We start from the raw sequence: 25,665 nt of genomic DNA, 5'->3' as shown, positions 1-25,665 counted from the left end.
CAGTCCTTGCCGCGTCAGCTGTTGGTGACCGCCTCGACCGGCTCCTGGAGCTCCGTCACCCACTGCGACTCGTCCTCGGGGCACTCCAGGCTGACCTCGCGGGCGTACCCCGCCGACCGGTAGCCGGAGCCGTCGATCCAGCGGGCCAGGGTCTGGGACGTCGGCAGTACGCCGTCCATCGGGCCCCGGTGGATGACGGTCGCCGCCTCGAACGGGGGCAGCTCGACCACCGTGATCCCGGTGTCGCCCAGCGGCCCCACGGGCTCCGAGACCGTCACCCCGGCGTGGACGACGACCGAGCCGCCGCCCTCCGGGGCGTCCTCGTAGCGGGCGATCCCGGGGCCCGTCGGGGAGACCCCGGCCCGGCCCAGCAGCGGGAGCAGCCGCTCGTACAGGGGGCGGATCACCGGCGTGATGTCCTGCGGCCCGTACCCTGCCGCCACCCCGGTCAGCTCCGCGACCCGTACCGCCGCGACGCTCTTGACCACCACATCGTCCACTGGCATGTGTCCCTCGCTCTCGATCGACCGGAGCCTCGCCTCGACCTGGATCAGCCGGGCCGCCGCCGCGGCCATGGCCTCCGCCAGTTCCGACCGCCGCAGCCGCAGCATCCCGCGCAGCTCCTGCGGGCCCACCTCCTCGTCCAGGACGGCCCGCACCTGCTGGAGCGTGAAGCCGAGGTCCTTGAGGGCGATGATCCGGTTGAGCCGGGCGAGCTGGCCGCCGCCGTAGGAGCGGTAGCCGGTGGCGGGGTCGGTCATGTCGGGGGGCAGCAGCCCGATCGCGTCGTAGTGGCGCAGCATGCGGGCCGATACCCGCCCGTGGCGGGCGAAGTCTCCGATGGTGAACATGATGTCTCCCAGTGCACGGCCTCACACGGTGTCAAGGTCAAGAATCGCAGCGCCTAAGGGCTGCCCCGGCGTGGCGCTCGCCCGCACGGACGAGCGCAAACCACGAGCGCACGGAGCTGGCCTTCGACGCCAACAGCTACGCCTACCCGGGCCTGCGCGCCTGCCTCGTCCAGGACACCGTGCCGGGCAGGAAGGGCGCCGTGACCGAGATGCAGGCCGCGCTCGGCCGAGGAGTCGTGAACAGCCGCGACGAGACCCCCAGGAAGTAGCGCGCACAGGCGGCGGAGCGCACAGGCAGGAGCCCCGTTCCCCTGCCGAGGCGGGGGAACGGGGCTCCTTGGGTACTGCGTTACCGGCCGCGATCGGCCGACCCGGGCAACTAGGCCGGGGTGACGTTCTCAGCCTGCGGACCCTTGGGTCCCTGAGTGACGTCGAAGTTCACGACCTGGTTCTCCTCGAGGGAGCGGAACCCGGACGCGTTGATCGCGGAGTAATGGACGAAGACATCCGGGCCGCCGCCGTCCTGGGCGATGAAGCCGAAGCCCTTTTCAGCGTTGAACCACTTGACGGTTCCGGTAGCCATAAGCCCTCCTTGGGCCAAAGGGTTGCCCTGCTCCAGAACCTGCAAAGAAGTCTGAAAACTACAAAAGCCTGCGGGTTACATGCTCCGCAGGCTCTGTACTGCAAGGGAAACCAAACTGCAACTTGGCGCTGAGCCTAGCACGCAGCATGTGCGGAACGGTAGAGGGAAAGATCACTTGACCCGAATGTTTGATTGCCGTGCGTACGGGCGGTCCGAGAGGCCCTTCGGGAGGGCTCCGCGGGGTCCTTCGAGCGGCGCCGTAGCCCTCGGCGGAGCCTCCGGGGGAGCCCTCCGCTGCGGTGGTCCGGGGGAGAGGCCGGACGCCGCTCCGGCGCCCTCCGGGAGAGGGATCGTGCGGCGCCGCGCGCCCCCGGTGGGGCTGACGGCGGGCGACAGGTCTAGCCTCGCGATGTGGACAATTCAACCGTCACAACCGTCGCAGGCGACGACCGTCGCAACCGGCCGCGCGTCGGCCACATCCAGTTCCTCAACTGCCTTCCCCTCTACTGGGGGCTGGCACGAACCGGGACCCTGCTCGACCTGGAGCTCTCGAAGGACACCCCGGAGAAGCTCAGCGAGCAGCTGATCAGGGGCGATCTGGACATCGGCCCCATCACCCTCGTGGAGTTCCTGCGCAACGCCGACGACCTGGTCGCCTTCCCCGACATCGCGGTCGGCTGCGACGGGCCCGTCATGTCGTGCGTGATCGTGTCGCAGCGGCCCCTGGAGGACCTCGACCGGGCCCGGGTGGCGCTCGGCTCGACCTCCCGCACCTCCGTACGGCTGGCGCAGCTGCTGCTCGCCGAGCGGTACGGGGTGACCCCCGACTACTACACCTGCCCGCCCGACCTCGGCGTGATGATGCAGGAGGCGGACGCCGCCGTCCTCATCGGTGACGCCGCGCTGCGCGCCAACCTGCACGACGCCCCCCGCCTCGGGCTCCAGGTCCACGACCTGGGCGCGATGTGGAAGGAGTGGACAGGGCTGCCGTTCGTCTTCGCCGTCTGGGCCGCCCGCAAGGACTACCTGGCGGCCGAGCCCACCGCGGTCCAGAAGGTCCACGAGGCGTTCCTGGCCTCGCGGGACGTCTCCCTGGAGGAGGTCACCAAGGTCGCTGAGCAGGCCGCACGCTGGGAGGCCTTCGACGCCGAGGTCCTGGAGCGCTACTTCACGACCCTCGACTTCCGCTTCGGCCCCGCGCAGCTGGCCGGCGTCCAGGAGTTCGCCCGCCGGACCGGCCCCACGACCGGCTTCGCCGCAGACGTGAACGTGGAGCTCCTCGGCGGCTGAGCGCACGCGCCGGACCCGGCACGCGCCCGCCTGTCCGGACCCGCTGCCCGAACGCGGGCGGCGGGTCCCTCCATGTCGTTCCCGGAACGCGTCCGTACGGAATTGGACTGGTCCGAATAGCGGTACGTCCGGGGCGGGCCGGACGCCCATTTCGATTGCCCCGGAATGTCACTTCCACCGCAATGGCGCCTGTCGTCCGGATTGCGACCGGGCATTGCGGTAAACGGAAGGCATTCCTCCTCCGGCTGTGCGCTCGGTCGCGGCCGGGGGCCGGGCGGCGTACCCATTCGGTATTCATCGGCCAATCCACTCCGCAGGCCGTGCGGTGAGAACGGGAAAGCCGCTGTCCGCGTAAGTTTCGGGCGGAAATGCCGCGCTATCGTGTGGCACCGAGCGGCACGCGCCGCAGGGGGCGGGGGCCGATGAGCGGGAACAGGACGACCACGGATCCGGGCGGCACGCCCGGGGCCGCGGTGCGCGGGCCGGGGCGGCCGGCTGCGGGCCCGGGGAAGCTGTTCGGCTCCCTGATGTGGGCCGTGCTCCTTCCCGCCCTCATGGTCCTCGGAGCCGGGATCGCCAACTGGATGATGTGGGCCGGTGTGGTCGTCATGCTCGCGGTCGTCGCGGTCGCCGGCTGCCTGGTCGGTGGCGTCTGGAGCCGCGCGGGCGCCGCGACGCTGGTCTGTGTCAGCGGCTTCGCCCTGATGCTCTTCGCGGGCCCCGCGCTGTACGACGTCTACATGAAGACCGCGGGCGATCCGGTCGCGGCGGTGGTGACGGAGCTGACCGACGACAACGACGGGCAGGGCTCCGACTGGCACTGCGCCGTGGCGGAGGCCGGCGGCGGCCACAAGAAGTACGAACTCTCCCAGCAGCAGAACTGCTTCGGCGGGGTCGAGGCGGGCGAGCGCATCGAGATCCGCAAGGATCCGCTCGGCCTGTTTCCGCCTCGGATGCCCGACGGCCCGGGGCACTCCGACGCGGAGATCTCGGCGGAGATCGCCGCAGGTCTCCTCCTGCTGACCGCCGGCGCCGTGTTCTACGGCGGGATGCGCCGACGGTCCTGACGCACGTCCCCCAAGCACGCACCCCTCAAGCACACACCCCTCAAGCACACACCCCTCAAACGCGCCCCCTCAGTCACGCTCCCTCAAGCGAAGCCCCTCGGGAAAGCGAAAGACCTTAGGCTTCGTCGGAGGTCCGGGGCCGGTCCACAGGGGGAGTCCGCATATGCAGCCGCTGGAAGCCGGCGAACCGCCGAGCATCGGTGCCTACCGGCTGATCGGCCGGCTCGGTGCCGGTGGCATGGGGCGCGTGTACCTGGGACGCAGCACCGGCGGCCGCACCGTCGCGGTCAAGGTGGTCCATCCGCACTTCGCGCTCGACGAGCAGTTCCGCGCCCGGTTCCGGCGCGAGGTGGACGCGGCGCGGCGGATCGGCGCCCAGTGGACCGCGCCCGTCCTGGACGCCGACCCCGACGCACCCGTCCCGTGGGTCGCGACCGGCTACGTGGCCGGGCCCCCGCTCTCCGCCGCGGTCGCCGAACACGGCCCGCTGCCCGAACACGCGGTACGCACCCTGGGCGCCGGGCTGGCCGAGGCGCTCGGGGCGGTCCACGAACAGGGCCTGATCCACCGGGACGTGAAGCCCTCCAACGTCCTGCTCGCCCTCGATGGCCCCCGCCTGATCGACTTCGGGATCGCCAGGGCTGTCGACGCCACCGCCTCGCTCACCTCCACCGGGGTCTCGGTCGGCTCGCCCGGCTACATGGCCCCGGAGCAGATCCGGGGCCGGGAGATCTCGGGCGCGGCCGACGTCTTCTCGCTGGGCGCGGTGCTCGCGTACGCGGCCACCGGCGCGGCCCCCTTCCTCGGCGACTCCTCCGCCGTGCTGCTCTACAAGGTGGTGCACGAGGAGCCCGAACTGGGTGAGCTGGCGGGCCCGCTGCGCGAGGTCGTCGCCTCCTGCCTGGCGAAGGACCCGGCGCACCGGCCCACTCCGGCGGAGCTCGCGCACCGGCTGGCCCCCGACGGCGCGGCGGCCCGGGTGGCGGCGGGCTGGCTGCCCGGCCCGCTGGTGCGCGAGGTCAGCCGGTCCGCGGTCGCGCTGCTGGACCTGGAACCGCAGGACGCCCCGGTGCGATCGGGTCCGGTGCCGTTCACCAACGCCTCGCACGGGGCCAACGGGGGCCCCGCCCTCGGTGTGTTCGGTCCGCCGGTCGAACCGGCCGCCCACCTGGCCGGCCCGACGCCGCCGCCGTTCCCGCCCGCGCCGGGGACGGACGGGGTGCCGGCGCAGCGCGCCCCCGACCCCCGGTTCGCCGTGACGGTGAGCGCCGACTCCCGGCCGGGCGAGCGCCGGGGGCGCAGGCTGAGCTGCACCGTCGCCCTCGCGGTGGCCGGTGCGCTGGCCGCGGTGACGGTGGGCAGCGCCTACGTGCTGGACCTGATGCCGGGCGGTGGCGGCGACAACACCGCCGGACACGGAGGCACCGACCGCACCCCGGGCGCCACCGCGTCCCCCGCGCCGACCCGCCCGGGGGACGGCGCCGAAGCCACTCCGGACCGCCGGGCCGTCGAGGTACCGCAGGGCTTCATCGGCACCTGGGAGGGGCCGCTCACCGAGAAGACGACCGGCCAGCCGCACGGCACGCTCAGCGTGGTGATCAGGAAGGGGAAGAAGGGCGCCGACGTGGTCCGTACGAGCACGACGATCTCCAGCCTCGGCGTCGAGGTCAGCTGTCACAGCGTCGCCTCCCTCACCTCCGCCACCGACAAGGAGCTGACGTTGCGGGAGCGCGCCGACCCGGAACGCCCCGGCACCGCAGGCCTGTGCACGACCACCACCACGGACATCCACTTCACCCGCGTCACCGACGACACCCTGCGCTTCCGGTCCGACGAGCGGGGCGCGGGGCTTCCCTACGGCACGCTCAACCGGTCCGGCGGCTGACCTGCGGCAGGGCTGGCGTACGCTGAACCGGTCCGTAGATCCGTTGAAAAACCGCCGAAAGGTGACAGCCCGGTGACCGAGAAGGCCGACCTCCAGCCCATCCTCGACCGAGCCGCCGAAGGCGGTCGGATCACTCCGGCGGAGGCGCTCGACCTCTACCGCTCCGCTCCGCTGCACGCGCTGGGCGCGGCCGCCGACGCCGTACGCCGACGCCGTTACGCCGGTACGGAGCACATCGCGACGTACATCATCGAGCGCAACATCAACTACACGAACGTGTGCGTGACGGCGTGCAAGTTCTGCGCGTTCTACGCGGCGCCCAAGGACACCGCCAAGGGCTGGTCCCGCGACCTCGACGACATCCTGCGCCGCTGCGCGGAGACCGTCGAGCTCGGCGGAACGCAGATCATGTTCCAGGGCGGGCACCACCCGGACTACGGCGTGGAGTACTACGAGGAGCACTTCTCCGCGATCAAGAAGGCGTTCCCGCAGCTGGTCATCCACTCGCTCGGCGCCTCCGAGATCGAGCACATGGCCCGGATCTCCAAGGTCTCCGCCGAGGAGGCCATCAGCCGCATCCACGCCGCCGGCCTCGACTCCTTCGCGGGCGCCGGCGCCGAGCTGCTGCCGGCCCGTCCGCGTACCGCGATCGCCCCGCTCAAGGAGTCCGGCGAGCGCTGGCTGGAGATCATGGAGATCGCGCACGGCCTGGGCGTCGAGTCGACCTCCACCATGCTGATGGGCACCGGCGAGACCAACGCCGAGCGCATCGAGCACCTCAGCATGATCCGGGACGTGCAGGACCGCACGGGCGGCTTCCGCGCCTTCATCCCCTACACGTACCAGCCGGAGAACAACAAGCTGAAGGGCCAGACGCAGGCCACGCTCTTCGAGTACCTGCGGATCATCGCCATCGCCCGGCTGTTCCTGGACAACGTCGCCCACATCCAGGGCTCCTGGCTCACCACCGGCAAGGAGGTCGGCCAGCTGTCGCTGCACTACGGCGCGGACGACCTCGGCTCGATCATGCTGGAGGAGAACGTCGTCTCATCGGCCGGTGCCAAGCACCGCTCCAACCGGCTGGAGATCATCGACCTGATCCGCAAGGCGGACCGGGTCCCGGCCCAGCGCGCCACCACCTACGAGCACCTCGTCGTGCACGACGACCCGGCGAACGACCCGGTCGACGAGCGCGTCGTCTCGCACATCTCGTCCACCGCGATCGCCGGCGGCACCGCCCACCCGGAGCTGAAGCTCCTCAGCGCCAACTGACGACGCCGTGCTGACCGTTCACGCCGCGCCGCTGGTACTCCCGGCCGGCGCGGCCGTGGTCGAGCGGGGCGCGGTGGCCGTGGACGGGGACCGGATCACCGCCCTCGGCCCGTACGACGAGGTCGCCGCCGCGTACCCGTCGGCGCGGGTGCGGCAGTGGCCGGGAGTCATCGCCCCCGGCCTCCGGCAGCCGCACGCCGAGTGGCTGCTGACCCGCTGCTACCACCCCGACCCGCGAGAGGCGGACGCGCTCGGGACCGAACCGCTCTCGGGCGGGGCGTTCGCGCGGCTCGCGGGCGAGCTGGACGCGACCCGGTGGGCCGGGAGCGTACGGCGGGGCCTCCAGCAGATGCTGCGGCACGGCACGACGCACCTCACCGGCCCCTTCCGCGACCCGGCCGTGCGTACCGCCGTGTCCCGCTCCGGGCTGGTCGAGGTGCCGCCCGCCGCCGGGGTTCCCGACAGTGAGGTCCGGGACCTCGATCCGCTCGCCGGGGGCCGTGACCTGCCGGGCTCCGTGCACACCCCGCTCGGCACCGGCGTCCGCGCCGATTTCGCGGTCTTCGACGTGCCCGACGAGACCGCGCTCGTCGCGGTGGGGGCGGCGTCCTGCGTGGTCACCGTCCTCGCCGGGCGGCTGGTGTACCGGCGGCGCTGAGCGGCGCGGTTTCCTCAGGAGCCTCAGGGCACGGATGGTCCGCCCAGGTATCGGCCGTTGGTGTCGTAGGGCCAGGCGTTGGCGACGCAGCCCTTGAGGCCGTAGATCTGCTGCATCATGGCGGGCGCGGGGCGGCCTGCGCCGGGGCAGGTCTCGTGGCCGTGGCCGAGCCAGTGGCCGACCTCGTGGTTGATGATGAGGGCGCGGTAGTCGGCCAGGGGGCCGTCGAACTCGGGCGAACCGGTCTGCCAGCGCTTGAGGTTGACCATGACGTCCACGCCGACACGGCAGTTGACCTCGCCGTGCGTGTCGAGGCCGCTCTTCCCGCAGATCCGGTCCGTGGTCCGGGGTGAGGCGATGCGTACGACCAGCCCCGCCGGCCCTTGGGCCACCTGGCGGAAGGTGTTCTCGCCGTGGTGCGACCAGCCCCGGGGCGCGGCCAGGATGCGGGCGACCTCGGCAGCCGCCTTGTCCGGGTCCAGGCCGGAGCCGTCCTCCACCTCGACCCGGTACGCGTGACCCCTGCCGGTGGCCGACGCGTCCGCGCGGGCGACGGTGAACGAGGCGGCGGAGCCCGAGTCGCCGGTACCGCCCGCGCGCTCGCTCTTCCACCGCAGCCCCGCCACGGTGGCCGCCACCAGGACGGCCGGGACGACGGCCATGACGAGCAGCCGGTTCCGGCCACGTCTTCGCTGCCCCTGCTGACGCACGTCCGATCCGGACATCCGCGCCCCTCCCCAGTGCTCCGGAGTACTCCGGTGTTCGTACTTCCCCCTGTAATGACTGCTGCGGGCTCGGATTGGTTCAGTCCACTCGCTCGGAAAGCGTGCCGGGGCCACCGAGGCGCAGTGTCGCGAGAGTCGCACCCGAATGAAGGGATGGTAGCGTCAGAGATAGTATCGCTACCGATACTTTCCTTGACGGGAGGCTTGTGTGAGGCGCTTCATCGGACGGGACCACGAGCTGAACGTGCTCGGCAGAGCCCTGCGGTCGGTCCACGACGCCGTCGGCTCGGCGAAGCCCGGACAGTGCATCCTGATGCGCGGACGCAGACGAGTCGGCAAGTCCAGCCTCGTCGAGGAATTCCTCCGACGCGCCGAGGTGCCGCACCTCTTCTTCACCGCGGCGGGGGGCGGAGCGGAGGACGAGCTGACGGAGCTGCTCGACACCGTCGCCAGATCCGCCCTGCCGGAGCGGGCACTGTTCTCCGAGGAGACGCCGACGCAATGGAATGCGGCATTCAGGCTGCTCGCGGAGATCCTTCCCGACGACAGCCCGAGCGTGGTCGTCATGGACGAGGTTCCGTACCTGATGGACCGCATCGACGCCTTCGAGGGCATGCTCCAGCGAGCATGGGACCGTCTGCTGAGTCGCAAACCCGTACTGCTCCTCCTGGTCGGCTCCGACCTGGCGATGATGGAGGCGCTGAACAGCTACGACCGCCCCTTCAACCAGCGTGGCCGGGACATGGTCGTGGGGCCGCTGAACCCGGCCGACATCGGCGAGATGCTCGGGCTTGAGCCGGCAGCCGCTTTCGACGCCGCTCTGATCACCGGCGGCCTTCCGCTGATCTGCGCGGAGTGGCGGCCCGGAGCAGATGTCCGGGAGTTCCTCCGCGACTCGCTCGACAACCCGATCTCGGCGCTGCTGGTCTCCGCCGAGCGATCGCTTGCCGCGGAGTTTCCGCCGCAGACGATGAGCCGGCAGGTCCTGCGGGCCATCGGAAGCGGCGAGAGAACCTTCACCAACATCGCTCGCGCGGCGGGCGGTATCGCCCACACCACCCTCACGCGAGCCGCCGACGTCCTGACCGAGAAGCGGGTGGTAGCAGCCGAGCTGCCCCTCTCACTGAGGCCGTCGAAGGAACGCCGCTACCGCGTGGCCGATCCCTACCTACGGTTCTGGCTCTCGTTCCTTGATCCGCACATGGCGGAGATCGAGCGGATGCGGGGGGATCTCACGCTGCGGCGGATCAAGGAGCAGTGGACGAGCTGGCGGGGGCGTGCGATCGAACCCCTCGTCCGGGAATCCCTCGCCCGCCTCCTGCCGGACGGGCTCCTGCCCGCCGCTCCGGCGATCGGCGGCTACTGGACCCGAAGCAACGATGTCGAAATCGACCTGGTCGGTGCCGACCGGCAGCCGGTGGCCAAGGAGTTGCTCTTCCTCGGTTCGGTCAAGTGGCTGGAGAACTCCGCGTTCGACAGCCACGACCTGGCCGCGCTCCAGAAGCACCGGGCCGCGCTCACCGACGAGCCGGTGCCGCTCGTGGCGGTCTCGCGCAACGGGACCGCCTGTTCCGGGCTCCAGGCGGCGTACGGGCCCGTAGAACTGCTGGGCGCCTGGCGCAGAGCGTGACCAGTGGCCGTGGACGCCAGTCACAGGGGTGTCAGGGTACGGATGGTCCGCTCAGGTATCGGCCGTTGGTGTCGTAGGGCCAGGCGTTGGCGACGCAGCCCTTGAGGCCGTAGATCTGCTGCATCATGGCGGGCGCGGGGCGGCCCTTGCCGGGGCAGGTTTCGTGGCCGTGGCCGAGCCAGTGGCCGACCTCGTGGTTGATGATGAGGGCGCGGTAGTCGGCCAGGGGGCCGTCGAACTCGGGTGAACCGGTCTGCCAGCGCTTGAGGTTGACCATGACGTTCACGCCGACGCGGCAGTTGACCTCGCCGTGCGTGTCGAGGCCGCTGCTCCCGCAGATCCGGTCGGTCGTGGCCGCCGTGGCGATGCGGACGACCAGCCCTGCCGGGCCATCCGTGACCTGGTGGAACGTGTGCTCGCCGCCGTGCGCCCAGCCGCGCGGCGCGGCCAGGAAACCGGCGATCTGCTCGGCGGCCGCGTCCGGGTCGACGCCGGAACCGTCCTCGACCTCGACCCGGTAGGCGTTGCCGCCGCCCGAGGTCGCGCCCGCCCGCGCGACCGTGAAGGTGCCGGGGCCGGACGGGGGGATGGCGGGGTGGCCGCCGGTCTTGGAGCCGGAGCCGGACCCGGAACCGGGCTTCGTCTTCGGGCCGGGCTTGTGGCTCGCCTTGGGCCTGTGGCTCACCTTCGGCCCTGTGCCGGCCCCGGTCTTCGAGCCGGGACCGGACGCCGAGGCCGAGGCAGCCGGGTCCTTGGCGGGACCGTCCGACCCGGACGCGGCGGCCGCCGTCGATAGACCGTCCCCGTCCGTCCACAGCGGTGCGGCCGCGACCGCGACACAGGCCACCGCCGCCGGCACGAGGACCGCGAGCAGCAACCGTATTCGGCTGCGGCGGCGGCGCTCCCGCCGCGAGCGCCGCCGGGACCCCCCGCCATGTCGCTGTCTCTGCTGTCTGCGTACCTCAGCCGACACGATCCGCGTACTCCTTCGGTTCCATGGGGTGTGCCGCCGCGTACTTCACAAGCTCAAGGAACCTGGAGTTCCCCGCGACGGCGAGCAATTGATCAGCGGTGACGGGGGCCGGCCTCGTCGTGTCCTCGTCACCGTCGACCGAGAGGGCGACGGTGCTGGTGCCGTAGGTGAACCGGACGACGGTGCCCGTGGAGACCGGAGCCCCGTTCAGGTCGGCCACCGAGGTCACGGCATGGGCCTCGATCCCGCCGGGAAGCGTCGCCTGCTCGCACCGCAGCTTCGTGTCCGGGTATTCGCTGCACGGCGCCTCCTGCGGAGCGACGCTCCGATCGCTCCCGGGGCGTACCGAGAAGACGATCGGGAAGACGGTGCCGTCCCTCCCGGCCTGGTACCGGCTGACGGCGAGGTCCACCGGATGGACCGGACCGGCCTGCCGGGGCAGCAACTCCCCGAACAGCAGCGCGGCGTGCAGCTGGAACTTCTCCTGCCGGATGCGTTCGGCAGCCGGCAGGTCGGCCATCGAGGACTGGCCGGGGGACGGCTCGACGTGCACGGTGGACGGCCCGGGGGCGTCCGTGGCAAAGGGGGGTTGCGGGGCCGATGACGCCTCCGACGGCACGTCCGACGAAACCGGTGACGGCACGTTCGTGGGAGTCGGGGACGGGCCCGGGGCCTGGTCCGGCGACGGAGAGACGCTCGTACGCTGCGAGGCGGCGGACCACCCCCGGGCGGGCTCCGCGCCGCCGCCCCCGCTCCACAGCGGCAGCACCGCGCCGAGCACACCGAGCGCCACCACACCCGTCACCGCCGCCCCGATGGTCACGCGGGCCCGGGTGCGGCGCCGCCGGCCCTGGACCAGGGCGCCGGGCACCAGGTCGGGCAGGGCAGGTGCCTCGTCCGTCGCCTGTTCCATGGCGGCCCTGATCAGCAGGAAGCCGGCCTCCGCTGCTCCTTCGTCCGGTTCTGGTGCCCGGTCGCCGGGAAAGCGGTCAGAAGACGTGTCCACGACGGTTCTCCTCAGCTTCGGGTGGTGTAGAGGTGTGCGTCGCCCAGCCGCTTACGCAGCGTGGCGAGTGCGCGCGAGCACTGGCTCTTCACGGTGGACGGGCTGCACCGCAGCAGGTCGGAGACCGTCTCGACGCTCAGGTCCTCCCAGTAGCGCAGCACGACCATCGCCCGCGCGCGGGGCGGCAGTTCGGCCAGGGCGGCCAGCAGCGTGACCGTCAGCTCGGGGCCGATCGCGGGCGCGTGCGCCGCGATCGGCGTATGGGCACGGAAGTCGCGCAGCCGTCGCCGCCGCTCGGCGATGTAGGTGCGGGTCAGCACGGTCCGGGCGTAGGCGTCCGGATGGTGGGCGGCACTCACCCGGTGCCAGTGCTGGAACAGCTTGGCCAGCGTCGTCTGGGTCAGGTCACGGGCCGCCTCGGCGTCGCCGCACAGCAGGTACGCGGTGCGGTACAGCCGGCGCTGGCTCGCCCGCGCGAACTCCTCGAAGCTGTCGGCGTCCGGGCCGGTCCCCGCGCTCATCCGGCCCCCTTCACGGTCCGTCGGTGGTCTCTCCTCCTGTTACTGAGAGCTCACGGGCCGGAAAGGTTGAAGCCGAATCCGAATCAGTGTCCGAGTCCTGTGCTGTCCGTGTCCTGTCCGAATGCTGAGCGGTACGGCAGGGCTGGGTGGCCGGGCGGCGGGCCCGCCCCGCCGCCCCCCGGGCGGACTGCTTGAATGGGAGACGTGACCCGAGCCTCCCTGGACAAGCAGCCGCACGAAGTCGCCTCGATGTTCGACGACGTGGCGGCGAACTACGACCTCACCAACGACGTGCTCTCGCTCGGCCAGGCCCGGCTGTGGCGCAAGGAGGTCGCCAAGGCGGTCCACGCCCGGCCTGCGGAGAAGGTCCTCGACCTGGCCGCCGGGACCGCGACGTCCTCGCTGCCGTTCGCCGCGACCGGGGCGTACGTCGTGCCGTGCGACTTCTCCATCGGCATGCTCCAGGAGGGCAAGAAGCGCAACTCCTGGCTGCCGTTCACCGCGGGCGACGCGACGCGGCTGCCGTTCCGGGACGAGACGTTCGACGCGGTGACGATCTCCTTCGGGCTGCGCAACGTCCAGGACACGGACGCGGCGCTGAGCGAGCTGTACCGGGTGACGAAGCCGGGCGGCCGGGTCGTCATCTGCGAGTTCTCCCAGCCGGTCTGGACACCGTTCCGGACCGTCTACACCGAGTACCTGATGAGGGCCCTGCCGCCGGTCGCGCGCGCGGTGTCGTCCAACCCCGACGCGTACGTCTACCTCGCCGAGTCGATCCGCGCCTGGCCCGACCAGGCCGGGCTCGCCGCCAGGCTCCAGCGGGCCGGCTGGTCGGACGTCGCCTGGCGCAACCTCACCGGCGGCGTGGTCGCGCTGCACCGGGGCGTCCGCGCCTGACAGCGCAGCACGGGGCCCGGCCCTTCACCGGGCTCCGCGCCACGGCGGGCGGCCCACCTGGCTCACCGGCCCAGTGGGCTCACCGGACTCACCGCCTTACCGGACTCACCGGCTCACCGGGCTCACCGGACTCACCGCCTCACCGGACTCACCGGCTCACAGGGCTCAGCGGTCCAGTCGGCTCACCGGCTCACCGGCCCGGCTCCCGCTCCAGTTCCAGCCGGAAGCAGCGCACCGGCTGCCCCGACCGGGGCTCCGTGAAGGTCTCGGCCGGCTCCATGCCGAGGCGCCGGGCCACCGCGACCGACCGCTCGTTCCGCTCGTCGACCGCCGCCACCACCCGCTCCACCTCGGCCGCGCGCAACCGCTCCAGCGTGAGGCGCGCGGCCGCCGTCACGTAGCCCCGGCCCCACGCCGGACGGGCCAGCCGCCAGCCGATCTCGATCTCGCCCACCGGCCCGTACGCGCTCTGTGGCCAGGGCTGCGCACCGGTGAAGCCGACGAACCCGCCGTCCTCGTCGAGCACGCTCCAGAGGCAGAAGCCGCGTTCGGCATCCAGGCGGCGCTGCCTGGCGGTCCACTCGTCGTACAGCGACAGCTCGGACGGGCGGCCGCCGAGGAACGCCATGACCTCGGGGTCCGCGAAGGCGCGGTGCCAGGCCACCGCGTCCTCGTCGGTCGGGACACGCAGCTGAACGACAGGGAGTGCGCGGGGCGCGATCGACATGTGGGGAGCCCTTCGGGAGGTTGATCAGCAGGCCCCCATAGACTGCACGGGACATGTGCCGCGCGGCACGCGATTTCGAGTCTTCGGGAGATCCGACCGTGACCGAGCCCCTGTCCGAACACAGTGCGGATGTGATCGTCGTCGGGGCAGGCCCAGCCGGCTCCACGACCGCGTACTACCTCGCCAAGGCGGGCCTGGACGTCCTCCTCCTGGAGAAGACCGCCTTCCCCCGCGAGAAGGTCTGCGGCGACGGCCTCACCCCGCGCGCCACCAAGCAGCTCGTCTCCATGGGCATCGACATCTCCGAAGAGGCGGGCTGGCTCCGCAACAAGGGCCTGCGCATCATCGGCGGCGGTGTCCGGCTCCAGCTGGACTGGCCGGATCTCGCCTCCTACCCGGACTACGGCCTGGTCCGCAAGCGAGACGACTTCGACGAGCAGCTGGCCCGCCAGGCGCAGAAGGGCGGCGCGCGGCTGTACGAGCGCTGCAACGTCGGCGCCCCGATCACCGACCCCCGCACCGGCCGGATCACCGGCGTGCACGCGAAGCTCGGCGAGGAGAAGACCCCGGTCACCTTCCACGCCCCCCTCGTCGTCGCCGCCGACGGCAACTCCACCCGGCTCTCCCTCGCGATGGGCCTGCACCGCCGCGAGGACCGCCCGATGGGCGTCGCGGTCCGTACGTACTTCACCTCGCCCCGCCACGACGACGACTACCTGGAGTCCTGGCTGGAACTCTGGGACCGCCGGGGCACCGAGGACCGGCTGCTGCCCGGCTACGGCTGGATCTTCGGCATGGGCGACGGCACCTCCAACGTCGGCCTCGGCATCCTCAACTCCTCCGCCGCCTTCAAGGAGCTGGACTGGCGCGAGGTCCTCAAGGCCTGGTGCGCGTCCATGCCCGAGGACTGGGGCTACACCCCGGACAACATGACGATGCCGATCCGCGGCGCCGCCCTCCCGATGGCCTTCAACCGCCAGCCGCACTACACCAAGGGCCTGCTGCTCGTCGGTGACGCGGGCGGCATGGTCAACCCGTTCAACGGCGAAGGCATCGCGTACGCCATGGAGTCGGGCCAGATCGCCGCCGACGTCATCGTCCAGGCCCACGCCCGCTCCACCCCGGCCCAGCGCGAACTGGCCCTGAACAACTACCCGAAGGTGCTCAAGGAGACCTACGGCGGCTACTACACGATGGGCCGCGCCTTCGTGAAGCTGATCGGCAACCCGAAGGTCATGAAGATCGCCACCCAGCGCGGCCTGACCCACCCGCTGCTGATGAAGTTCACCCTGAAGATGCTCGCCAACCTCACCGACCCGACGGGCGGCGACGCGATGGACCGCATCATCAACGGCCTCTCCAAGGTGGCGCCGAAGGCCTGAGAATCTGCCTGTGTCCTTCTCGGCGGCCTCTTCGACGGAAGCTGCGAGCGGCAGCAGGACGGTGGGCTGCATGGAAATCGAGGCGGGCCGAAACCCTGACGCCCAGAACGGCGAAGTCCGTCGAACCGCTTTGTGAGGTGCGGTGTACGCCATGGAGTCGGGCGAGATGGCATTGGACGTCATCGTGCACGTGCACGCCCGTGCGACCCCGGCGCAGCGCGAACTGGTCCTGAACAAGCACCCAAAGGGTGCTCAAGGGCACCTACGGCGGCTGCTGAACGACGAAGGGTCGCGCCTTCGTGAAGCTGATCGGCAACCCGAAGGTCGTGAAGTTCGCCACGCAGCGCGGTCTTCGAGCCCCCTCCTGGAGCCTGTCTCTCTGACCGGTAAATGCCTCGTGGTGGGGGCTGGATAGTCTGCTGCGATGACTGATAGCGAGTTGGTCGTTGACCTGCGTGGTCGGTTGATCGAGACACTCAACGACTTCTGGGACGCGGTGAGCGAGCCGTGCGGACTGCCGGAGTGGTTCGGCCGGAACCTGGACGCATGGTCGGACACGATCGAGGCTCGGGGCATCTCTGAGGTGATCGACAGCCACGACATTCTGATCGTGCACGTCGACCAGCGGGGGCTCTTCGGTGGGGACCGGCTGGACGCCGATGTCTTGGCCGGAGTCTTTGACGGAGAGCAGAACCGGCTCGTCGTGCATGGGCCGCCGGCCTGACGAATCCTTCGGAGCCTCGCTCAGCGCCGGGTCCAGATAGGGATGGCAACAAGGTGGAGTGCGGCCTGGTGGGCGCTGGCGGGCTTGTCCGACCGCCTTGCGAGACCGCGCCACTGCTTGAGTCGGGCGATGCACCGCTCGACGGCCCACCTGAGCAAGCGTTCGTGTGCGGCCTGAAGAGGTCCAAGCTGCCTCCGGCAGGTCACGCCAAGGTGAGCAGGTGCGGTACTTCCGCGCGATGGCTTCCAGGGTCCGGTGGTGGTCGGCCCACTGTCGTCCACGGACCTGATCTGCCGACATCTGCGGCTCGATCCGGTCCCACATCGCCAGTGATCACTATCCGAACAGACACATCAGGTCAACCCATCAAAGAGACGCGCTCTAGACGGGCAGCATCCAGCCCGGACCGTCCGGAGTGCCGAGCCACACTCGCTGGGCATGGGGTGTGATCGTCATACCGAACTCGGACAGGTGCGGCGAACCGTGGGCCTGCCAGCGGGCGACCGACTCCTCGACGGCGTCCCACAGCTTGAGCGGGCCGCGCTGGATCACGGTCCACCCGTCGCCGCCCTCGGCAGCCCGGGTGCGCGCCTGCGAGCCTGTGGCGACGTCGAGCAGGATCTGGTCGTCCCCCGCGCCGAGCCGTTCGGCCGAGGGCGCGGCGAGCTGGGCGACGTACCGCCCGTTCCAGTCGTCGAGCAGGGCGGGGTCGATCCTGCTCGGCCGCTGTTCGCCCGGCAGCAGCTCGAAGGGGCCGTGCGGCGGCCGGTCGTGTGTGCGGGCCATCATGAACGAGGTGTACCCGGGCAGGAACCGGCCGCGCGCTCCGCCCTCCCCGTCGGCGATGAGCAGCACCAGTCCGTGCCCGAACCCCCACCCGGCCAGCGTGACGAGCAGGGTTCCCCCTTTCCTGACCTGCCGGAGCAGGCCGTACGGGACATGGCGCATGGAGCAGAACGCGAGGACGACGTCGTACGGTGCCCGGTCGGCATGCCCGCGCAGCCCGTCGCCTGTGATCAGCGTCGGCTCGTACCCGGCCTCGGCGAGGGCTGCGCGAGCCCGCTCCGCGACGCCGGGGTCGGTCTCGATCGCGGTGGTGGTGTCCTCGCCCGCGATCTCGCAGACGTAGGCGGTCGAAAGCCCCGTACCGGCGCCGATGACCAGGGCCCGGGTGCCGGCCGCGACCCGGGCCTGCTCGATCATCCAAAGGATCAGCCCGGGGAGGGTCGAGGACGACGTCGGCGTGCCGCCGGTGACCGGTCCGGCGGCGTCCTCCGCGAGCACTCCGTCGATCTGCGTCACCCACGTCGCGTTCCGGTAGGTGAGGCGCATCCACTCTTCGGCGGGAACGTCGGCGCGCCGAGTGGGCGTCCACACGGTGACACCCGGCGGGTCGCTCGGCAGGTAGACCGCGCGACCGAGGAACGTCTCGCGCGGTACGGCCCCGGCCGCGCGGAGCACGTCCGAGTCGTGCAGCAGGTCTTCGTGGACGAGCTCTTCGACGAGGCGGCGGCGCAGGGCTGCGGAGTTGTCAGGGGTCATGTGGGGGAGCCCTTCTGGAGGATGTCAGCGAGCGCGCTCGCGATGTCCCGGACTGTGGGCTCGTCGACGAACGCCCACTGCCCGTTCGGATTGCATTCGAGGAACCACCATCGGCCGTTTCCGTCGAGCGCGAAGTCGAAGGCGCCGAAGGTGAGCCCGAACGCGCGGAGGAAGTACTCCACGCCCTCGCGGACCGTGTACGGGATGGGCATCGGCGAGCAGGTGATCAGACGTTGATCCTGCCGCCAGTCCAAGTGATCTCCGGTGGTGTCGATCCGTGTGGCGAACAACTTGTCACCGACGGCGGCGAGCCGGATGTCCGCGATCTTCGGGACACAGGCTTGGAACAGGTGGGGGCACAGGGCAATCGAGTCGTCCAGTTCGTCGGCGTGCACGGGACGAACCCAGATGGTCCGGTTACGGCCGTCCTCACCTGTGAGGTGCACGCCATGAACCGGTTTGTAGATCACGGTCCCGTGCTCGGCGGCGAACTCGCGGGCGTGCCGCGGAACGTTCGTGATCAGGGTCTCGGGAACAGAGAAGCCGAGGCGAGCGGCTGTGCCGAGCTGGCCGGACTTGTGGTCGGCGGCTCGGTTACGGACGGGGTGGTTGACGTGCAGCGCTCCGGGGAGCGCGGTCAGCGTTCCCGTGTATCCGGCGCGGGACTGTTCGAGGGCGAACCGCTGCGGCGGCGACTCGCTCCGCCTCGGGTCGCCGTAGGGCGTGGGGCGCCGCCAGTAGACCGAACGGACGGCGGAGAGTTCGACGTGTCTGGAAGCTGTGGCCAGATTCCCCGTGAACGAGGCTGCCCCGACCCGGACGCTCATGCGGGCCGGCTCGGGGAAGTCGACTGCGGGGTCGAGCCGTACGGCCGGGATGCCCCGGCCGTACAGCTCACTCAGCACCAGATCCGCTGTGACGTCACCGAGTGCGGTGATGACGAGAACCGGCGAGTCGGTCATGTCAGTCCGGCACGTGGTCTTCGAGCGCGTCCGAGTCCGCGGGAGCGGGCGGCTGCGAGCCGCCGCCGTCGGAACCGGTCGCGGTCGGTGAGGCCGTCGACTGATTGGTGCCGTGTGCGCTACTCATGTCGACGGCCCGGCCCGCCGGGTCGAAGTAGCGTGTCGCCTGCGTCTCGGGGTCGATCTCGGTCCGGGTGAACGGGTACCGCACGGTGTTCGGGTAGAGGGCCAGGCGGTTGATGCCCCACGGCTGGACGGGGATGGACATCGGGGTCTCCTCGATCCTTTGGCTCGCTGCGACCAGGCCCGGCAAGTGGTCTCCGATCGTCGCGGGGTCCAGGCCGATGGCTTCGGGGCGTCGTTTCATGGCAGTGTCCTTCCGCTGCATGCGGGAACTTGTCGATGTGTGTTGAGTACAGCCCAGAGACCGGCCGCCGAACAGGTCCCATGTGTAGTCCCGGGGTTGTCCCGCCCTCACTCGCCGTATCCCTGCGGATACTGTCGATGGTGGAATTGGTGCGTGGACGATCCGATCCGGCACCCCCTCGCCTACGCCCGCGAACTGCGCGGGTGGTCGCAGAGCGACCTGGCCGCACACCTCGACCGGGTCGCCCGCAGACACGGACTCCGTTCCGGTACGGACAAGACAGCCGTCAGCCGCTGGGAGAACGGGCGCAAGAAGCCCGGCCCCGACTCACAGATCCTGATAGCCGAAGCCTTGGGCATCCCCCTGAGCGAAGTGGAGTTGTGCGGCTGGCCCGACTGGCTTCCCGGCCGGGACCTCCCCATGCCACTCGGGACGGCGTACCCGGTTCACGTACTTCGAGACGCACAGAAAGCAGCCATGGACCGTCGCAGCTTCATGACCTACAGCGCGGCTGCGCTGGCCGGCCTCGCCGCCCAGTGGGCCACGATCGAGACGGGCCGCCTCAGCGCCGCACTCAGCGGGCGGACGGCTGTCGACACCGAACTCGTCGACTGGCTGGAGGACACCAGCGCGAAGCTGACGGCCCTTCCCACCGAACAGCGCCAGCACACAATCAAGCTCGCGGATGCCCACCTGGCCACAGTCACCGACCTGATCGACGGCGGCCGGTGCTCCGAACGGACCGGCATGCGTCTGCACTCCCTGGCCGCCGCGCTGTCCACCACTTGCGGCTGGTACCGCTTCGATCAGGGGAAGCACTACGCGGCAGGCAAGCTCTGGACAGCGGCCCTGCACGCCTCCCACGCCGCAGGTGACCGAGACTTCGGCGCCGGGGTGCTCTCCGACTTCGCCTACCAGTCCAACTGGCTGGGCATGCCTGCTGTCTCCGTGGAACAGCTCGGCCACGCGATCTCGAGCACCGGCCACCCACCGCCCGGTCGCTGCTGTTCGTGCGCAGGGCCAGGGCTTACGCGGCCCTCGGTCGGCGGACCGACTGCTACCGGGACCTGTCCCGGGCCGAGACCGAACTGGCGGCGCCTGCGGTCGATCCCGCACCGGGCTGGTGCGCATGGATGAGTCCGGCGGACCTGGCGGTGGATTCGGGACAGTGCCTGCTCGACCTCGGCCGGACCGGCGAAGCTCGGACCAAGATGACCGAGGGCCTGGCTCTCCTACCGAGGGCCAGGGACAAGACGCGCGGCATCTTCTTGACCTACCAGGCCAAGGGATTCCTTCGGTCCGACGACATCGAACAGGCCCTTGCCGTCACCACCGAATCACTTGACCTCGCCACCAGGATCGGGGCCGGGCGGTGCGTCACCCTGGTCCGTGAACTCGTTCCGGCCTTTGAGCCCTACCGACAGGTCGAGGGTGTGGCCGACTTCCTCGACCGTCTGCGAGCCGGATGACCCCACCGGCGTCCGTGCGCCGGTGGCTGTCTCGCACTGCTGTCCGATGCCCCAACCCGCGCCGCACATTGCTGAGATGACCGCCGGGGGTTGACGCCGAGTGCCTCGCGCCGAGGTCTATCGTGGGCGCTGTGCCCGCCTCTGAACTGAATCTCATCCGCATCGTGTCCCGCGATTCGCCCATGGCCCTCGCCCAGGTGGAGCGCGTCCGCGCCCTGCTGGCCGCCCGCTGCCCGGACACCGCCACCGAGGTCGTCCCCGTCAGGACGACCGGCGACAAGTGGATGGGCGACCTCGCGGCGGTCGAGGGCAAGGGCGCGTTCACGAAGGAGGTCGACCAGGCGCTCCTCGCGGGCGAGGCGGACCTCGCGGTGCACTGCGTCAAGGACATCCCGGCCGACCGGCCGCTGCCCGCCGGTACGACGTTCGCCGCGTTCCTCGCCCGTGACGACATCCGGGACGCGCTCATCCACCCGGGCGGCCTCCGTCTCGACGAGCTTCCGGCCGGCACCCGCGTCGGCACCTCGTCGGTCCGGCGCGTCGCCCAGCTGGCCGCCTCACACCCGCACCTGGACTGCGTACCGATGCGCGGCAACGCCAACCGGCGCCTGGAGAAGCTCGCCGCCGGCGAGGCCGACGCGCTGCTCCTGGCGCTCTCCGGGCTCGAACGGATCGGCCGCACCGACGTGATCACCGAGGTGCTGTCGCCCGAGACGATGTGCCCGCCCATCGGCGCGGGAGTCCTTGCCCTGCAGTGCCGCGAGGACGACACCGCACTCATCGACGTCATCAGCGAGCTCGGTGACGCCTCCACCCACCGGGAGACCACCGCCGAGCGCATGCTGCTCCACGTCCTGCAGGGGCACTGCAACAGCCCCATCGCCGGGTACGCCCAGGTCGAGGGGAGTGGTGAACTCTCCCTCCGGGCGAAGGTGTTCACCCCCGACGGCAAGACCGTCCTCAACGCCCACGAGTGGGCGGGCCCCCTGGACCCCGCGACCCTCGGCACCTCCGTCGCCGTCAGCCTGCTGCGCCAGGGCGCGCGTGAACTGATCGACGGCATCGCGCACTGAAGAACCGGTGCGCGGACGCCGGGGGCGTGAGTGTCAGGTGGGGAGCGGGGCGTACGTGCCAGTCGTTCGACGCCTCATGAGCGCCCCGGACGCCTGGATCACTAAGCCTGGATCATGAAGTCGCACCGGAGCACTGAACGGCATTCCGGCGGCCGCGCATCGCCAGGGGCGGCTGTGCGGTGGCGGCACTGCCCGCCTTGGTCCGGTGTCGGCCCAGATGGGCGTGGATGGTCTTCCCCCGCCCCGGGCCGGGGACGGTGGTCACGGTGTCGCTGAGATGGCGGATCATGTGCCAGCCGAAGCCCCCCGTGCCGCCGCTCAGGTCCGGGGTGCGTTCGCGCGGGGGCGAGGGGCTGGGGTCGCTCACAGCCACGTGCACCGATTCGGCGGTGGCGTCGAGCCGGAGGGTGTAGCGGCCGCCCCCGTGGCGCACCGCGTTGGTGGCGAGTTCGGACACCACCAGGGCGAGGGTGTCCGCCGCTTCGGCTTCCAGGGCCGGGTCCAGGCCGCGCGCGAAGGCGCGGGTGGCATCGCGGGCGCGAGCCACGCCTGCCGGGCTGTCGTCCTCGATGACCAGGGCTTCGGGCGCTGCCGCGCCGGTCGTCGCCGTGCTGTTCATGCGCGATCACCCCACTGCGTCGGTTGTACCGCTGACAGGTTCGCGTGCCCGGATCATCGGTCTTCATGCCCACAGCGGAGCAATTTCCCTCGCATGGGTGCAGCAAGAAGAAGCCGACTGCACAACGAAGAAAAACTGTCATGGGGAGAGTAGACATCTGGCTTTCGACGTGGGTAGTGTTTTCCTCGTAACCAGGACGGCAAGGACGGCACGGCAGACACGAACTGCCGTGCGTGCAGGATCAGAACAGGATGCGGAACGGCGGTGGAGTGGCGGAGCCGGAAGTGGTGGGCTCCCTCGCTGGCAGCCGGGCCGAGCGGCCCCAGGGGTCGCGAGCAGTACCCGCAGTACCCGCAGTAACGACCGATATTTCGAACGAGGTAAGGAGCAGACGCCATCAGGATCGCCCGAGTGAGGACGAGCGCCGCTCGGGTACCGCAGACCCCGGAACGGAAGGTGGTCCCCGGTCACGCATATGCGATCTCCGCACCTCTGCCCTCCCAGGCGGACAAGCGGAACAAGAAGGCCGGTGCAGTCAGCCGGTAGATGGTGTTGAAAGCTCGGGGCCCGGGTGCCGCAAGGCACTCGGGCCCCTCGATCGTGTCCCCGAAAGATGAGGTGCTATGCCCCCTCGGAGTCCCCGTTCCAACGATGTTCTTGACGATGACGATTACCCCGCCTACACCATGGGCCGTGCCGCAGAGATGCTCGGCGCCACCCCCGCCTTCCTCCGTACTCTCGGTGAGAACCGGCTGATCACCCCCTTGCGTTCGGACGGCGGCCACCGCCGTTACTCCCGCTACCAGCTGCGCATCGCCGCACGGGCCCGTGAGCTCGTCGACCAGGGAACGAAGATCGAGGACGCCTGCCGCATCGTGATCCTCGAGGACCAGCTCGAAGAGGCCCAGCGCATCAACGCCGAATACCGCCGCGCAGCCGAGCCGGGGGACCCGCAGGCGACGGCTGCCCACTTCGGTGGGCTCCCGGCGGAGGCCCCGAAGGCGTGAGCGACAGGTGCAGCAGGGGGCGTACGTGCCACTCGATGTGGCGCCCCCTGCGGAGCATCAGCGTGAACCCGCAGGGCTCCCCGCGATGGAGCGCGCCGAGCGCCTGCACCCAGCCGCCCTGGTCCGCCCAGTAGAGCGCCCGCGCCGTCTCGCGCGGGGTCAGCCCCAGTACGTGGCTCGCGCGGAGCTGGACGCGGATGGCGCGGATCGCCTCACGGGGGCCGGGCAGGACGCGTAGGTCGACCGGTTCCGGGACGAAGCCGGTCGCCGGCCCGTACCTGAGCACTTCGAACCGGAAGCCGCGTTCGACGCGGGCCTCTACGGAGGTGGGGCGGGGAGATGTACGCATGGTCGACCGTCCGATCACGGCGTGGGGGTGCGCGCGGCCTGCAACTGGGCTGGATGCAGGGGAAGTTACGGCGTCTCCCGGTGCGGTTGAGTGATGCGCTCGACCGGGGCGGCGACGTACGGTGACCGTAGCGTCACCATTGTGTGCGGCGCAACAGTGGGACGTCCCAAAGTTGTGCCTCACCACGCGAAACGCCCTCCACCTGGAGTGCAGGCGGAGGGCGTTCGGCTGAGTTGGTCAGATCAGGTGGTCGAACTCGCCGGCCTTGACGCCCAGGACGAAGGCTCGGAGCTTGGCGACGCTCGTCGTGACGACCAGGTCGGGGTCATCGCTCTCGCGCATCTTGATCGCACCGTCCACGGGGGCCAGCTCGATGCAGCTCTGGTTATTGTCCGCTCCCGAGAATGACGACTTCTGCCAGTTGATTGCGTCGGTCATGTCGCTTCGACTCACATTTCGTGTGCGATGAGTTGGATGAACTGAGCCGATTCCTCCGGGCCGAGGGAGATCGACTCGATGGAATCAAGCAGTTCTCGGTATCTGGCGAGCTGGGCTTCGGCGTCCAGAAATCCGGCGTCGAAAGCGCTGTCGATCTGCACGGTGTCGAGCGCCGGAATGCTGGCCCCTGCGTACAGCATCGAATGCGCCGAACCGGTGATCTGCGCTGTGAACGGGATGACGCGGATCGTCACGGATGGCCAGGTGGAAGCCTCGTGAAGGAAGTTGAGCTGTTCGCGCATGATGCCGGTGCCGCAGTAGCGCATGCGGAGCGCGGCCTCGTGGACGAATGCCTCGAACGAGGTCGGGGCGGGCCGATCGAAGATGTCCCGACGTCGCGCGCGGTGCTCGACACGAGCGTTTAGCTCTGCGGCCGGAAGGTCGGAGACGCCGCTGCGGATCAGATCCCGTGCGTACGCCTCTGTCTGGAAGATTCCCGGAATGTTCAGCATCTGAATGGCGCGGATGTACGTGGCGCGGTGCTCCAGCTCGGCCAGGTCCAGGAATCCCGGCGAGAGTATGCCGCGGTATTCGTCCCACCATCCCTTCGTGCGCTCCTCGGCCATGCTCGCGAGTGCGTCCACCAGGTGCTTGTCACCGGCCGAGTAATGGGCGGCCAGGCGACGTACGCGCTGGTCGCTCACGCCGTAGCGACCGGATTCGATGTGGCTGATCTGCGCGCGCTCGCCACCCAGGAACGCGGCGGCCTCGCTCCCGGACATTCCGGCGCGCTCGCGCAGCTTGCGAAGCTCCGCGCCCAATCGCTTCTGTCTGGCGGTCGGGTAGCTCCTTGGCGGCATCGGCCCTCCCTTTCGTGCGGGTACGAGTGTGCCGCGCCACTGTGCCGCTGGTCCACTCGTATGGGTGCTACGGCCGTCCCATTGTTGCGCCGTCCCAATGTTGTGCCCTAGCGTCCGACGGTATCGACCGGCAACGGCTCGGTGCTCCGAAGTGCAGCCACCCTCAATCGAGTTGACCTCGTACGGGCCCCGGCCGATGCCACGGTCCACCGGAACGGTCCGGCGACGTACCGGAGACCCACACCCGTAGGGAGACCGTGCCATGACCCCCGTATCCGTTCCGCCCGCGCCCGCCCCGTACCTCCCGCAGCGCGGCGAGCGCTACCGGCTCGTCGCGCCGAACACCCCCACCGCGCCCCGCATCGCGCGGGATTTCGTGGGAGCGCTGCTGCGGACCACCGAGCACCCCGGGCTGGCCGACGACGCCCGGTTGTGCGTGAGCGAGGTGGTGTCCAACGCGCACTGCCACACGCGGTCGGCCCGCATCCGGGTCGACGTGACGGTGAACCGGCGCCAGGTGATGGTCTACGTGACCGACGACGAACCGGCCCGGCTGCCGAAGCCGGGCGTAGCGCCACATGTGCCACACACGCCATACGCGCCACACGCGGAGAGCGGGCGCGGGCTCGTCATCGTGGAGAGCCTGACCGACCGTTGGGGGACCACGACGCGCGGCGGGCGGGTGCGGACCGCGAAGACCGTCTGGTTCGTGCTCGTGGAGCGCGCGGCGGTCGTGGGCGCGCGGAGCTGAGCTCTTCGGGGCCGACCCCCTCCTGCCGGCGGGCCCG

Annotated in this window: 28 protein-coding genes and 2 pseudogenes; 16 read left to right on the top strand and 14 right to left on the bottom strand. The window is 70.6% G+C overall.

Annotation, left to right across the window (positions count from 1 at the left end; all coding sequences use genetic code 11):
* Nucleotides 1-14 precede the first annotated feature (14 nt).
* A complete protein-coding gene (locus EDD93_RS06760; protein ID WP_123524282.1) occupies nt 15-851 on the bottom strand; it encodes a MerR family transcriptional regulator in 837 nt (278 codons plus the stop codon).
* Nucleotides 852-862: 11 nt separating this feature from the next.
* Between EDD93_RS06760 and EDD93_RS06755 the strand changes: the two genes are divergently transcribed.
* Nucleotides 863-1,120 carry a hypothetical protein gene (locus tag EDD93_RS06755; RefSeq protein WP_123524281.1) on the top strand — a complete coding sequence of 86 codons (258 nt, stop codon included), beginning with the start codon at nt 863-865 and terminating at the stop codon, nt 1,118-1,120.
* Nucleotides 1,121-1,230: 110 nt separating this feature from the next.
* On the opposite strand, the gene EDD93_RS06750 is transcribed toward EDD93_RS06755, so the two are convergent.
* Nucleotides 1,231-1,434, bottom strand: a complete 204-nt coding sequence (locus EDD93_RS06750) for a cold-shock protein (RefSeq protein ID WP_003967102.1) — start codon at nt 1,432-1,434, stop codon at nt 1,231-1,233.
* 411 nt (nt 1,435-1,845) lie between these two features.
* Between EDD93_RS06750 and EDD93_RS06745 the strand changes: the two genes are divergently transcribed.
* The 5 genes from EDD93_RS06745 to EDD93_RS06725 all read left to right on the top strand — a co-directional run bounded on the left by EDD93_RS06745 (nt 1,846) and on the right by EDD93_RS06725 (nt 7,606).
* Nucleotides 1,846-2,724, top strand: a complete 879-nt coding sequence (locus EDD93_RS06745; RefSeq protein WP_123524280.1) for a menaquinone biosynthetic enzyme MqnA/MqnD family protein — start codon at nt 1,846-1,848, stop codon at nt 2,722-2,724.
* 422 nt (nt 2,725-3,146) lie between these two features.
* Nucleotides 3,147-3,791: a hypothetical protein gene (locus EDD93_RS06740; RefSeq protein WP_123524279.1), complete on the top strand. Its 645-nt coding sequence runs from the start codon at nt 3,147-3,149 to the stop codon at nt 3,789-3,791.
* 163 nt (nt 3,792-3,954) lie between these two features.
* Nucleotides 3,955-5,676, top strand: coding sequence for a serine/threonine-protein kinase (locus tag EDD93_RS06735; RefSeq protein WP_123524278.1), 1,722 nt, complete (start codon nt 3,955-3,957; stop codon nt 5,674-5,676).
* A 72-nt stretch (nt 5,677-5,748) separates the two neighbouring features.
* Nucleotides 5,749-6,948: a cyclic dehypoxanthinyl futalosine synthase gene (gene mqnC / locus EDD93_RS06730; protein ID WP_123524277.1), complete on the top strand. Its 1,200-nt coding sequence runs from the start codon at nt 5,749-5,751 to the stop codon at nt 6,946-6,948.
* 7 nt (nt 6,949-6,955) lie between these two features.
* Nucleotides 6,956-7,606: an imidazolonepropionase-like domain-containing protein gene (locus EDD93_RS06725; RefSeq protein ID WP_123524276.1), complete on the top strand. Its 651-nt coding sequence runs from the start codon at nt 6,956-6,958 to the stop codon at nt 7,604-7,606.
* Between the two features lie 23 nt (nt 7,607-7,629).
* On the opposite strand, the gene EDD93_RS06720 is transcribed toward EDD93_RS06725, so the two are convergent.
* Complete coding sequence (locus EDD93_RS06720; protein WP_123524275.1) at nt 7,630-8,268, bottom strand: DUF3152 domain-containing protein; 639 nt, start codon at nt 8,266-8,268, stop codon at nt 7,630-7,632.
* A 271-nt stretch (nt 8,269-8,539) separates the two neighbouring features.
* On the opposite strand from EDD93_RS06720, the gene EDD93_RS06715 reads away from it, so the two are divergent.
* Nucleotides 8,540-9,961, top strand: a complete 1,422-nt coding sequence (locus EDD93_RS06715; RefSeq protein ID WP_123524274.1) for an ATP-binding protein — start codon at nt 8,540-8,542, stop codon at nt 9,959-9,961.
* A gap of 31 nt (nt 9,962-9,992) precedes the next feature.
* Here EDD93_RS06715 and EDD93_RS06710 read toward each other — a convergent pair whose 3' ends face one another.
* From EDD93_RS06710 to EDD93_RS06700, 3 genes are read right to left on the bottom strand one after another with little or no spacing between them, the layout of a single operon-like run.
* The gene (locus EDD93_RS06710; protein ID WP_185092461.1) at nt 9,993-10,937 is read right to left on the bottom strand and encodes a DUF3152 domain-containing protein; all 945 of its coding nucleotides are present in this window, start codon (nt 10,935-10,937) and stop codon (nt 9,993-9,995) included.
* Entirely contained in the window at nt 10,924-11,940 is a 1,017-nt protein-coding gene (locus EDD93_RS06705; protein WP_260255641.1) for a hypothetical protein, read from the bottom strand. The genes EDD93_RS06710 and EDD93_RS06705 overlap by 14 nt, the downstream gene beginning before the upstream one ends.
* Nucleotides 11,941-11,951: 11 nt before the next feature.
* Entirely contained in the window at nt 11,952-12,461 is a 510-nt protein-coding gene (locus tag EDD93_RS06700; protein ID WP_123524273.1) for a SigE family RNA polymerase sigma factor, read from the bottom strand.
* Between the two features lie 204 nt (nt 12,462-12,665).
* On the opposite strand from EDD93_RS06700, the gene EDD93_RS06695 reads away from it, so the two are divergent.
* A complete protein-coding gene (locus EDD93_RS06695; RefSeq protein ID WP_123527617.1) occupies nt 12,666-13,358 on the top strand; it encodes a demethylmenaquinone methyltransferase in 693 nt (230 codons plus the stop codon).
* Nucleotides 13,359-13,548: 190 nt separating this feature from the next.
* Here EDD93_RS06695 and EDD93_RS06690 read toward each other — a convergent pair whose 3' ends face one another.
* Entirely contained in the window at nt 13,549-14,085 is a 537-nt protein-coding gene (locus EDD93_RS06690; RefSeq protein ID WP_123524272.1) for a GNAT family N-acetyltransferase, read from the bottom strand.
* 98 nt (nt 14,086-14,183) lie between these two features.
* On the opposite strand from EDD93_RS06690, the gene EDD93_RS06685 reads away from it, so the two are divergent.
* The 3 genes and pseudogenes from EDD93_RS06685 to EDD93_RS06675 all read left to right on the top strand — a co-directional run bounded on the left by EDD93_RS06685 (nt 14,184) and on the right by EDD93_RS06675 (nt 16,191).
* On the top strand, nt 14,184-15,467 hold the full coding sequence (locus tag EDD93_RS06685; RefSeq protein WP_123524271.1) for a geranylgeranyl reductase family protein: 1,284 nt from the start codon (nt 14,184-14,186) through the stop codon (nt 15,465-15,467).
* A 136-nt stretch (nt 15,468-15,603) separates the two neighbouring features.
* Nucleotides 15,604-15,829: pseudogene (locus EDD93_RS40790) on the top strand (FAD-dependent oxidoreductase); the annotation flags it as partial.
* A 62-nt stretch (nt 15,830-15,891) separates the two neighbouring features.
* Nucleotides 15,892-16,191, top strand: coding sequence for a barstar family protein (locus EDD93_RS06675; protein ID WP_123524270.1), 300 nt, complete (start codon nt 15,892-15,894; stop codon nt 16,189-16,191).
* 137 nt (nt 16,192-16,328) lie between these two features.
* On the opposite strand, the pseudogene EDD93_RS40785 reads toward EDD93_RS06675, so the two are convergent.
* The 4 genes and pseudogenes from EDD93_RS40785 to tgmA all read right to left on the bottom strand — a co-directional run.
* Nucleotides 16,329-16,543 (bottom strand): annotated as a pseudogene (locus tag EDD93_RS40785) (transposase); the annotation flags it as partial.
* A 29-nt stretch (nt 16,544-16,572) separates the two neighbouring features.
* Nucleotides 16,573-17,733 carry a methyltransferase domain-containing protein gene (locus EDD93_RS06660; RefSeq protein ID WP_123524268.1) on the bottom strand — a complete coding sequence of 387 codons (1,161 nt, stop codon included), beginning with the start codon at nt 17,731-17,733 and terminating at the stop codon, nt 16,573-16,575.
* A complete protein-coding gene (tgmB, locus tag EDD93_RS06655; RefSeq protein WP_123524267.1) occupies nt 17,730-18,695 on the bottom strand; it encodes an ATP-grasp ribosomal peptide maturase in 966 nt (321 codons plus the stop codon). The genes EDD93_RS06660 and tgmB overlap by 4 nt, the downstream gene beginning before the upstream one ends.
* Before the next feature lies 1 nt (nt 18,696).
* Nucleotides 18,697-19,062, bottom strand: a complete 366-nt coding sequence (gene tgmA, locus EDD93_RS06650) for a putative ATP-grasp-modified RiPP (RefSeq protein ID WP_185092227.1) — start codon at nt 19,060-19,062, stop codon at nt 18,697-18,699.
* A 153-nt stretch (nt 19,063-19,215) separates the two neighbouring features.
* Here tgmA and EDD93_RS06645 point away from each other — a divergent pair, with 153 nt between their 5' ends.
* The 3 genes from EDD93_RS06645 (at nt 19,216) to hemC (ending at nt 21,604) form a co-directional block, all read left to right on the top strand.
* Nucleotides 19,216-20,199, top strand: a complete 984-nt coding sequence (locus EDD93_RS06645; RefSeq protein WP_260255640.1) for a helix-turn-helix transcriptional regulator — start codon at nt 19,216-19,218, stop codon at nt 20,197-20,199.
* Nucleotides 20,196-20,531: a hypothetical protein gene (locus EDD93_RS40110; RefSeq protein WP_260255639.1), complete on the top strand. Its 336-nt coding sequence runs from the start codon at nt 20,196-20,198 to the stop codon at nt 20,529-20,531. The genes EDD93_RS06645 and EDD93_RS40110 overlap by 4 nt, the downstream gene beginning before the upstream one ends.
* A 122-nt stretch (nt 20,532-20,653) precedes the next feature.
* A complete protein-coding gene (gene hemC, locus EDD93_RS06640) occupies nt 20,654-21,604 on the top strand; it encodes a hydroxymethylbilane synthase (RefSeq protein WP_123524265.1) in 951 nt (316 codons plus the stop codon).
* A 112-nt stretch (nt 21,605-21,716) separates the two neighbouring features.
* Here the strand turns inward: hemC and EDD93_RS06635 are convergent, their stop codons facing one another.
* Nucleotides 21,717-22,223 carry an ATP-binding protein gene (locus tag EDD93_RS06635; RefSeq protein WP_123524264.1) on the bottom strand — a complete coding sequence of 169 codons (507 nt, stop codon included), beginning with the start codon at nt 22,221-22,223 and terminating at the stop codon, nt 21,717-21,719.
* A 623-nt stretch (nt 22,224-22,846) separates the two neighbouring features.
* Here EDD93_RS06635 and EDD93_RS06630 point away from each other — a divergent pair.
* Nucleotides 22,847-23,230 (top strand): MerR family transcriptional regulator, encoded by a 384-nt coding sequence (locus EDD93_RS06630; RefSeq protein WP_260255638.1) that lies wholly within the window; start codon nt 22,847-22,849, stop codon nt 23,228-23,230.
* 586 nt (nt 23,231-23,816) lie between these two features.
* Here the strand turns inward: EDD93_RS06630 and EDD93_RS06620 are convergent.
* Together EDD93_RS06620 and EDD93_RS06615 are read right to left on the bottom strand one after the other, a co-directional pair.
* On the bottom strand, nt 23,817-24,017 hold the full coding sequence (locus EDD93_RS06620; RefSeq protein WP_123524262.1) for a DUF397 domain-containing protein: 201 nt from the start codon (nt 24,015-24,017) through the stop codon (nt 23,817-23,819).
* Between the two features lie 11 nt (nt 24,018-24,028).
* Nucleotides 24,029-24,877: a helix-turn-helix transcriptional regulator gene (locus tag EDD93_RS06615; RefSeq protein ID WP_123524261.1), complete on the bottom strand. Its 849-nt coding sequence runs from the start codon at nt 24,875-24,877 to the stop codon at nt 24,029-24,031.
* A gap of 262 nt (nt 24,878-25,139) precedes the next feature.
* Between EDD93_RS06615 and EDD93_RS06610 the strand changes: the two genes are divergently transcribed.
* Nucleotides 25,140-25,628, top strand: coding sequence for an ATP-binding protein (locus EDD93_RS06610; RefSeq protein WP_123524260.1), 489 nt, complete (start codon nt 25,140-25,142; stop codon nt 25,626-25,628).
* Nucleotides 25,629-25,665 lie beyond the last annotated feature (37 nt).

The sequence above is a fragment of the Streptomyces sp. 840.1 genome (assembly GCF_003751445.1).
In the GTDB taxonomy this organism is placed as follows: Bacteria; Actinomycetota; Actinomycetes; order Streptomycetales; family Streptomycetaceae; genus Streptomyces.
This window is presented reverse-complemented; position numbering and strand designations above follow the sequence as displayed.

Coding starts and splice junctions, on each gene's coding strand:
- EDD93_RS06700 (WP_123524273.1), bottom strand. CDS start 12,461: ATGAGCGCGGGGACCGGCCCGGACGCCGACAGCTTCGAGGAGTTCGCG.
- EDD93_RS06720 (WP_123524275.1), bottom strand. CDS start 8,268: ATGGCCGTCGTCCCGGCCGTCCTGGTGGCGGCCACCGTGGCGGGGCTG.
- EDD93_RS06735 (WP_123524278.1), top strand. CDS start 3,955: ATGCAGCCGCTGGAAGCCGGCGAACCGCCGAGCATCGGTGCCTACCGG.
- EDD93_RS06750 (WP_003967102.1), bottom strand. CDS start 1,434: ATGGCTACCGGAACCGTCAAGTGGTTCAACGCTGAAAAGGGCTTCGGC.
- EDD93_RS06610 (WP_123524260.1), top strand. CDS start 25,140: ATGACCCCCGTATCCGTTCCGCCCGCGCCCGCCCCGTACCTCCCGCAG.
- EDD93_RS40110 (WP_260255639.1), top strand. CDS start 20,196: ATGAGTCCGGCGGACCTGGCGGTGGATTCGGGACAGTGCCTGCTCGAC.
- tgmB (WP_123524267.1), bottom strand. CDS start 18,695: ATGACCGACTCGCCGGTTCTCGTCATCACCGCACTCGGTGACGTCACA.
- EDD93_RS06615 (WP_123524261.1), bottom strand. CDS start 24,877: ATGCCGCCAAGGAGCTACCCGACCGCCAGACAGAAGCGATTGGGCGCG.
- EDD93_RS06690 (WP_123524272.1), bottom strand. CDS start 14,085: ATGTCGATCGCGCCCCGCGCACTCCCTGTCGTTCAGCTGCGTGTCCCG.
- EDD93_RS06635 (WP_123524264.1), bottom strand. CDS start 22,223: ATGAACAGCACGGCGACGACCGGCGCGGCAGCGCCCGAAGCCCTGGTC.
- EDD93_RS06740 (WP_123524279.1), top strand. CDS start 3,147: ATGAGCGGGAACAGGACGACCACGGATCCGGGCGGCACGCCCGGGGCC.
- EDD93_RS06660 (WP_123524268.1), bottom strand. CDS start 17,733: ATGACCCCTGACAACTCCGCAGCCCTGCGCCGCCGCCTCGTCGAAGAG.
- EDD93_RS06760 (WP_123524282.1), bottom strand. CDS start 851: ATGTTCACCATCGGAGACTTCGCCCGCCACGGGCGGGTATCGGCCCGC.
- EDD93_RS06620 (WP_123524262.1), bottom strand. CDS start 24,017: ATGACCGACGCAATCAACTGGCAGAAGTCGTCATTCTCGGGAGCGGAC.
- tgmA (WP_185092227.1), bottom strand. CDS start 19,062: ATGAAACGACGCCCCGAAGCCATCGGCCTGGACCCCGCGACGATCGGA.
- EDD93_RS06630 (WP_260255638.1), top strand. CDS start 22,847: ATGCCCCCTCGGAGTCCCCGTTCCAACGATGTTCTTGACGATGACGAT.
- EDD93_RS06675 (WP_123524270.1), top strand. CDS start 15,892: ATGACTGATAGCGAGTTGGTCGTTGACCTGCGTGGTCGGTTGATCGAG.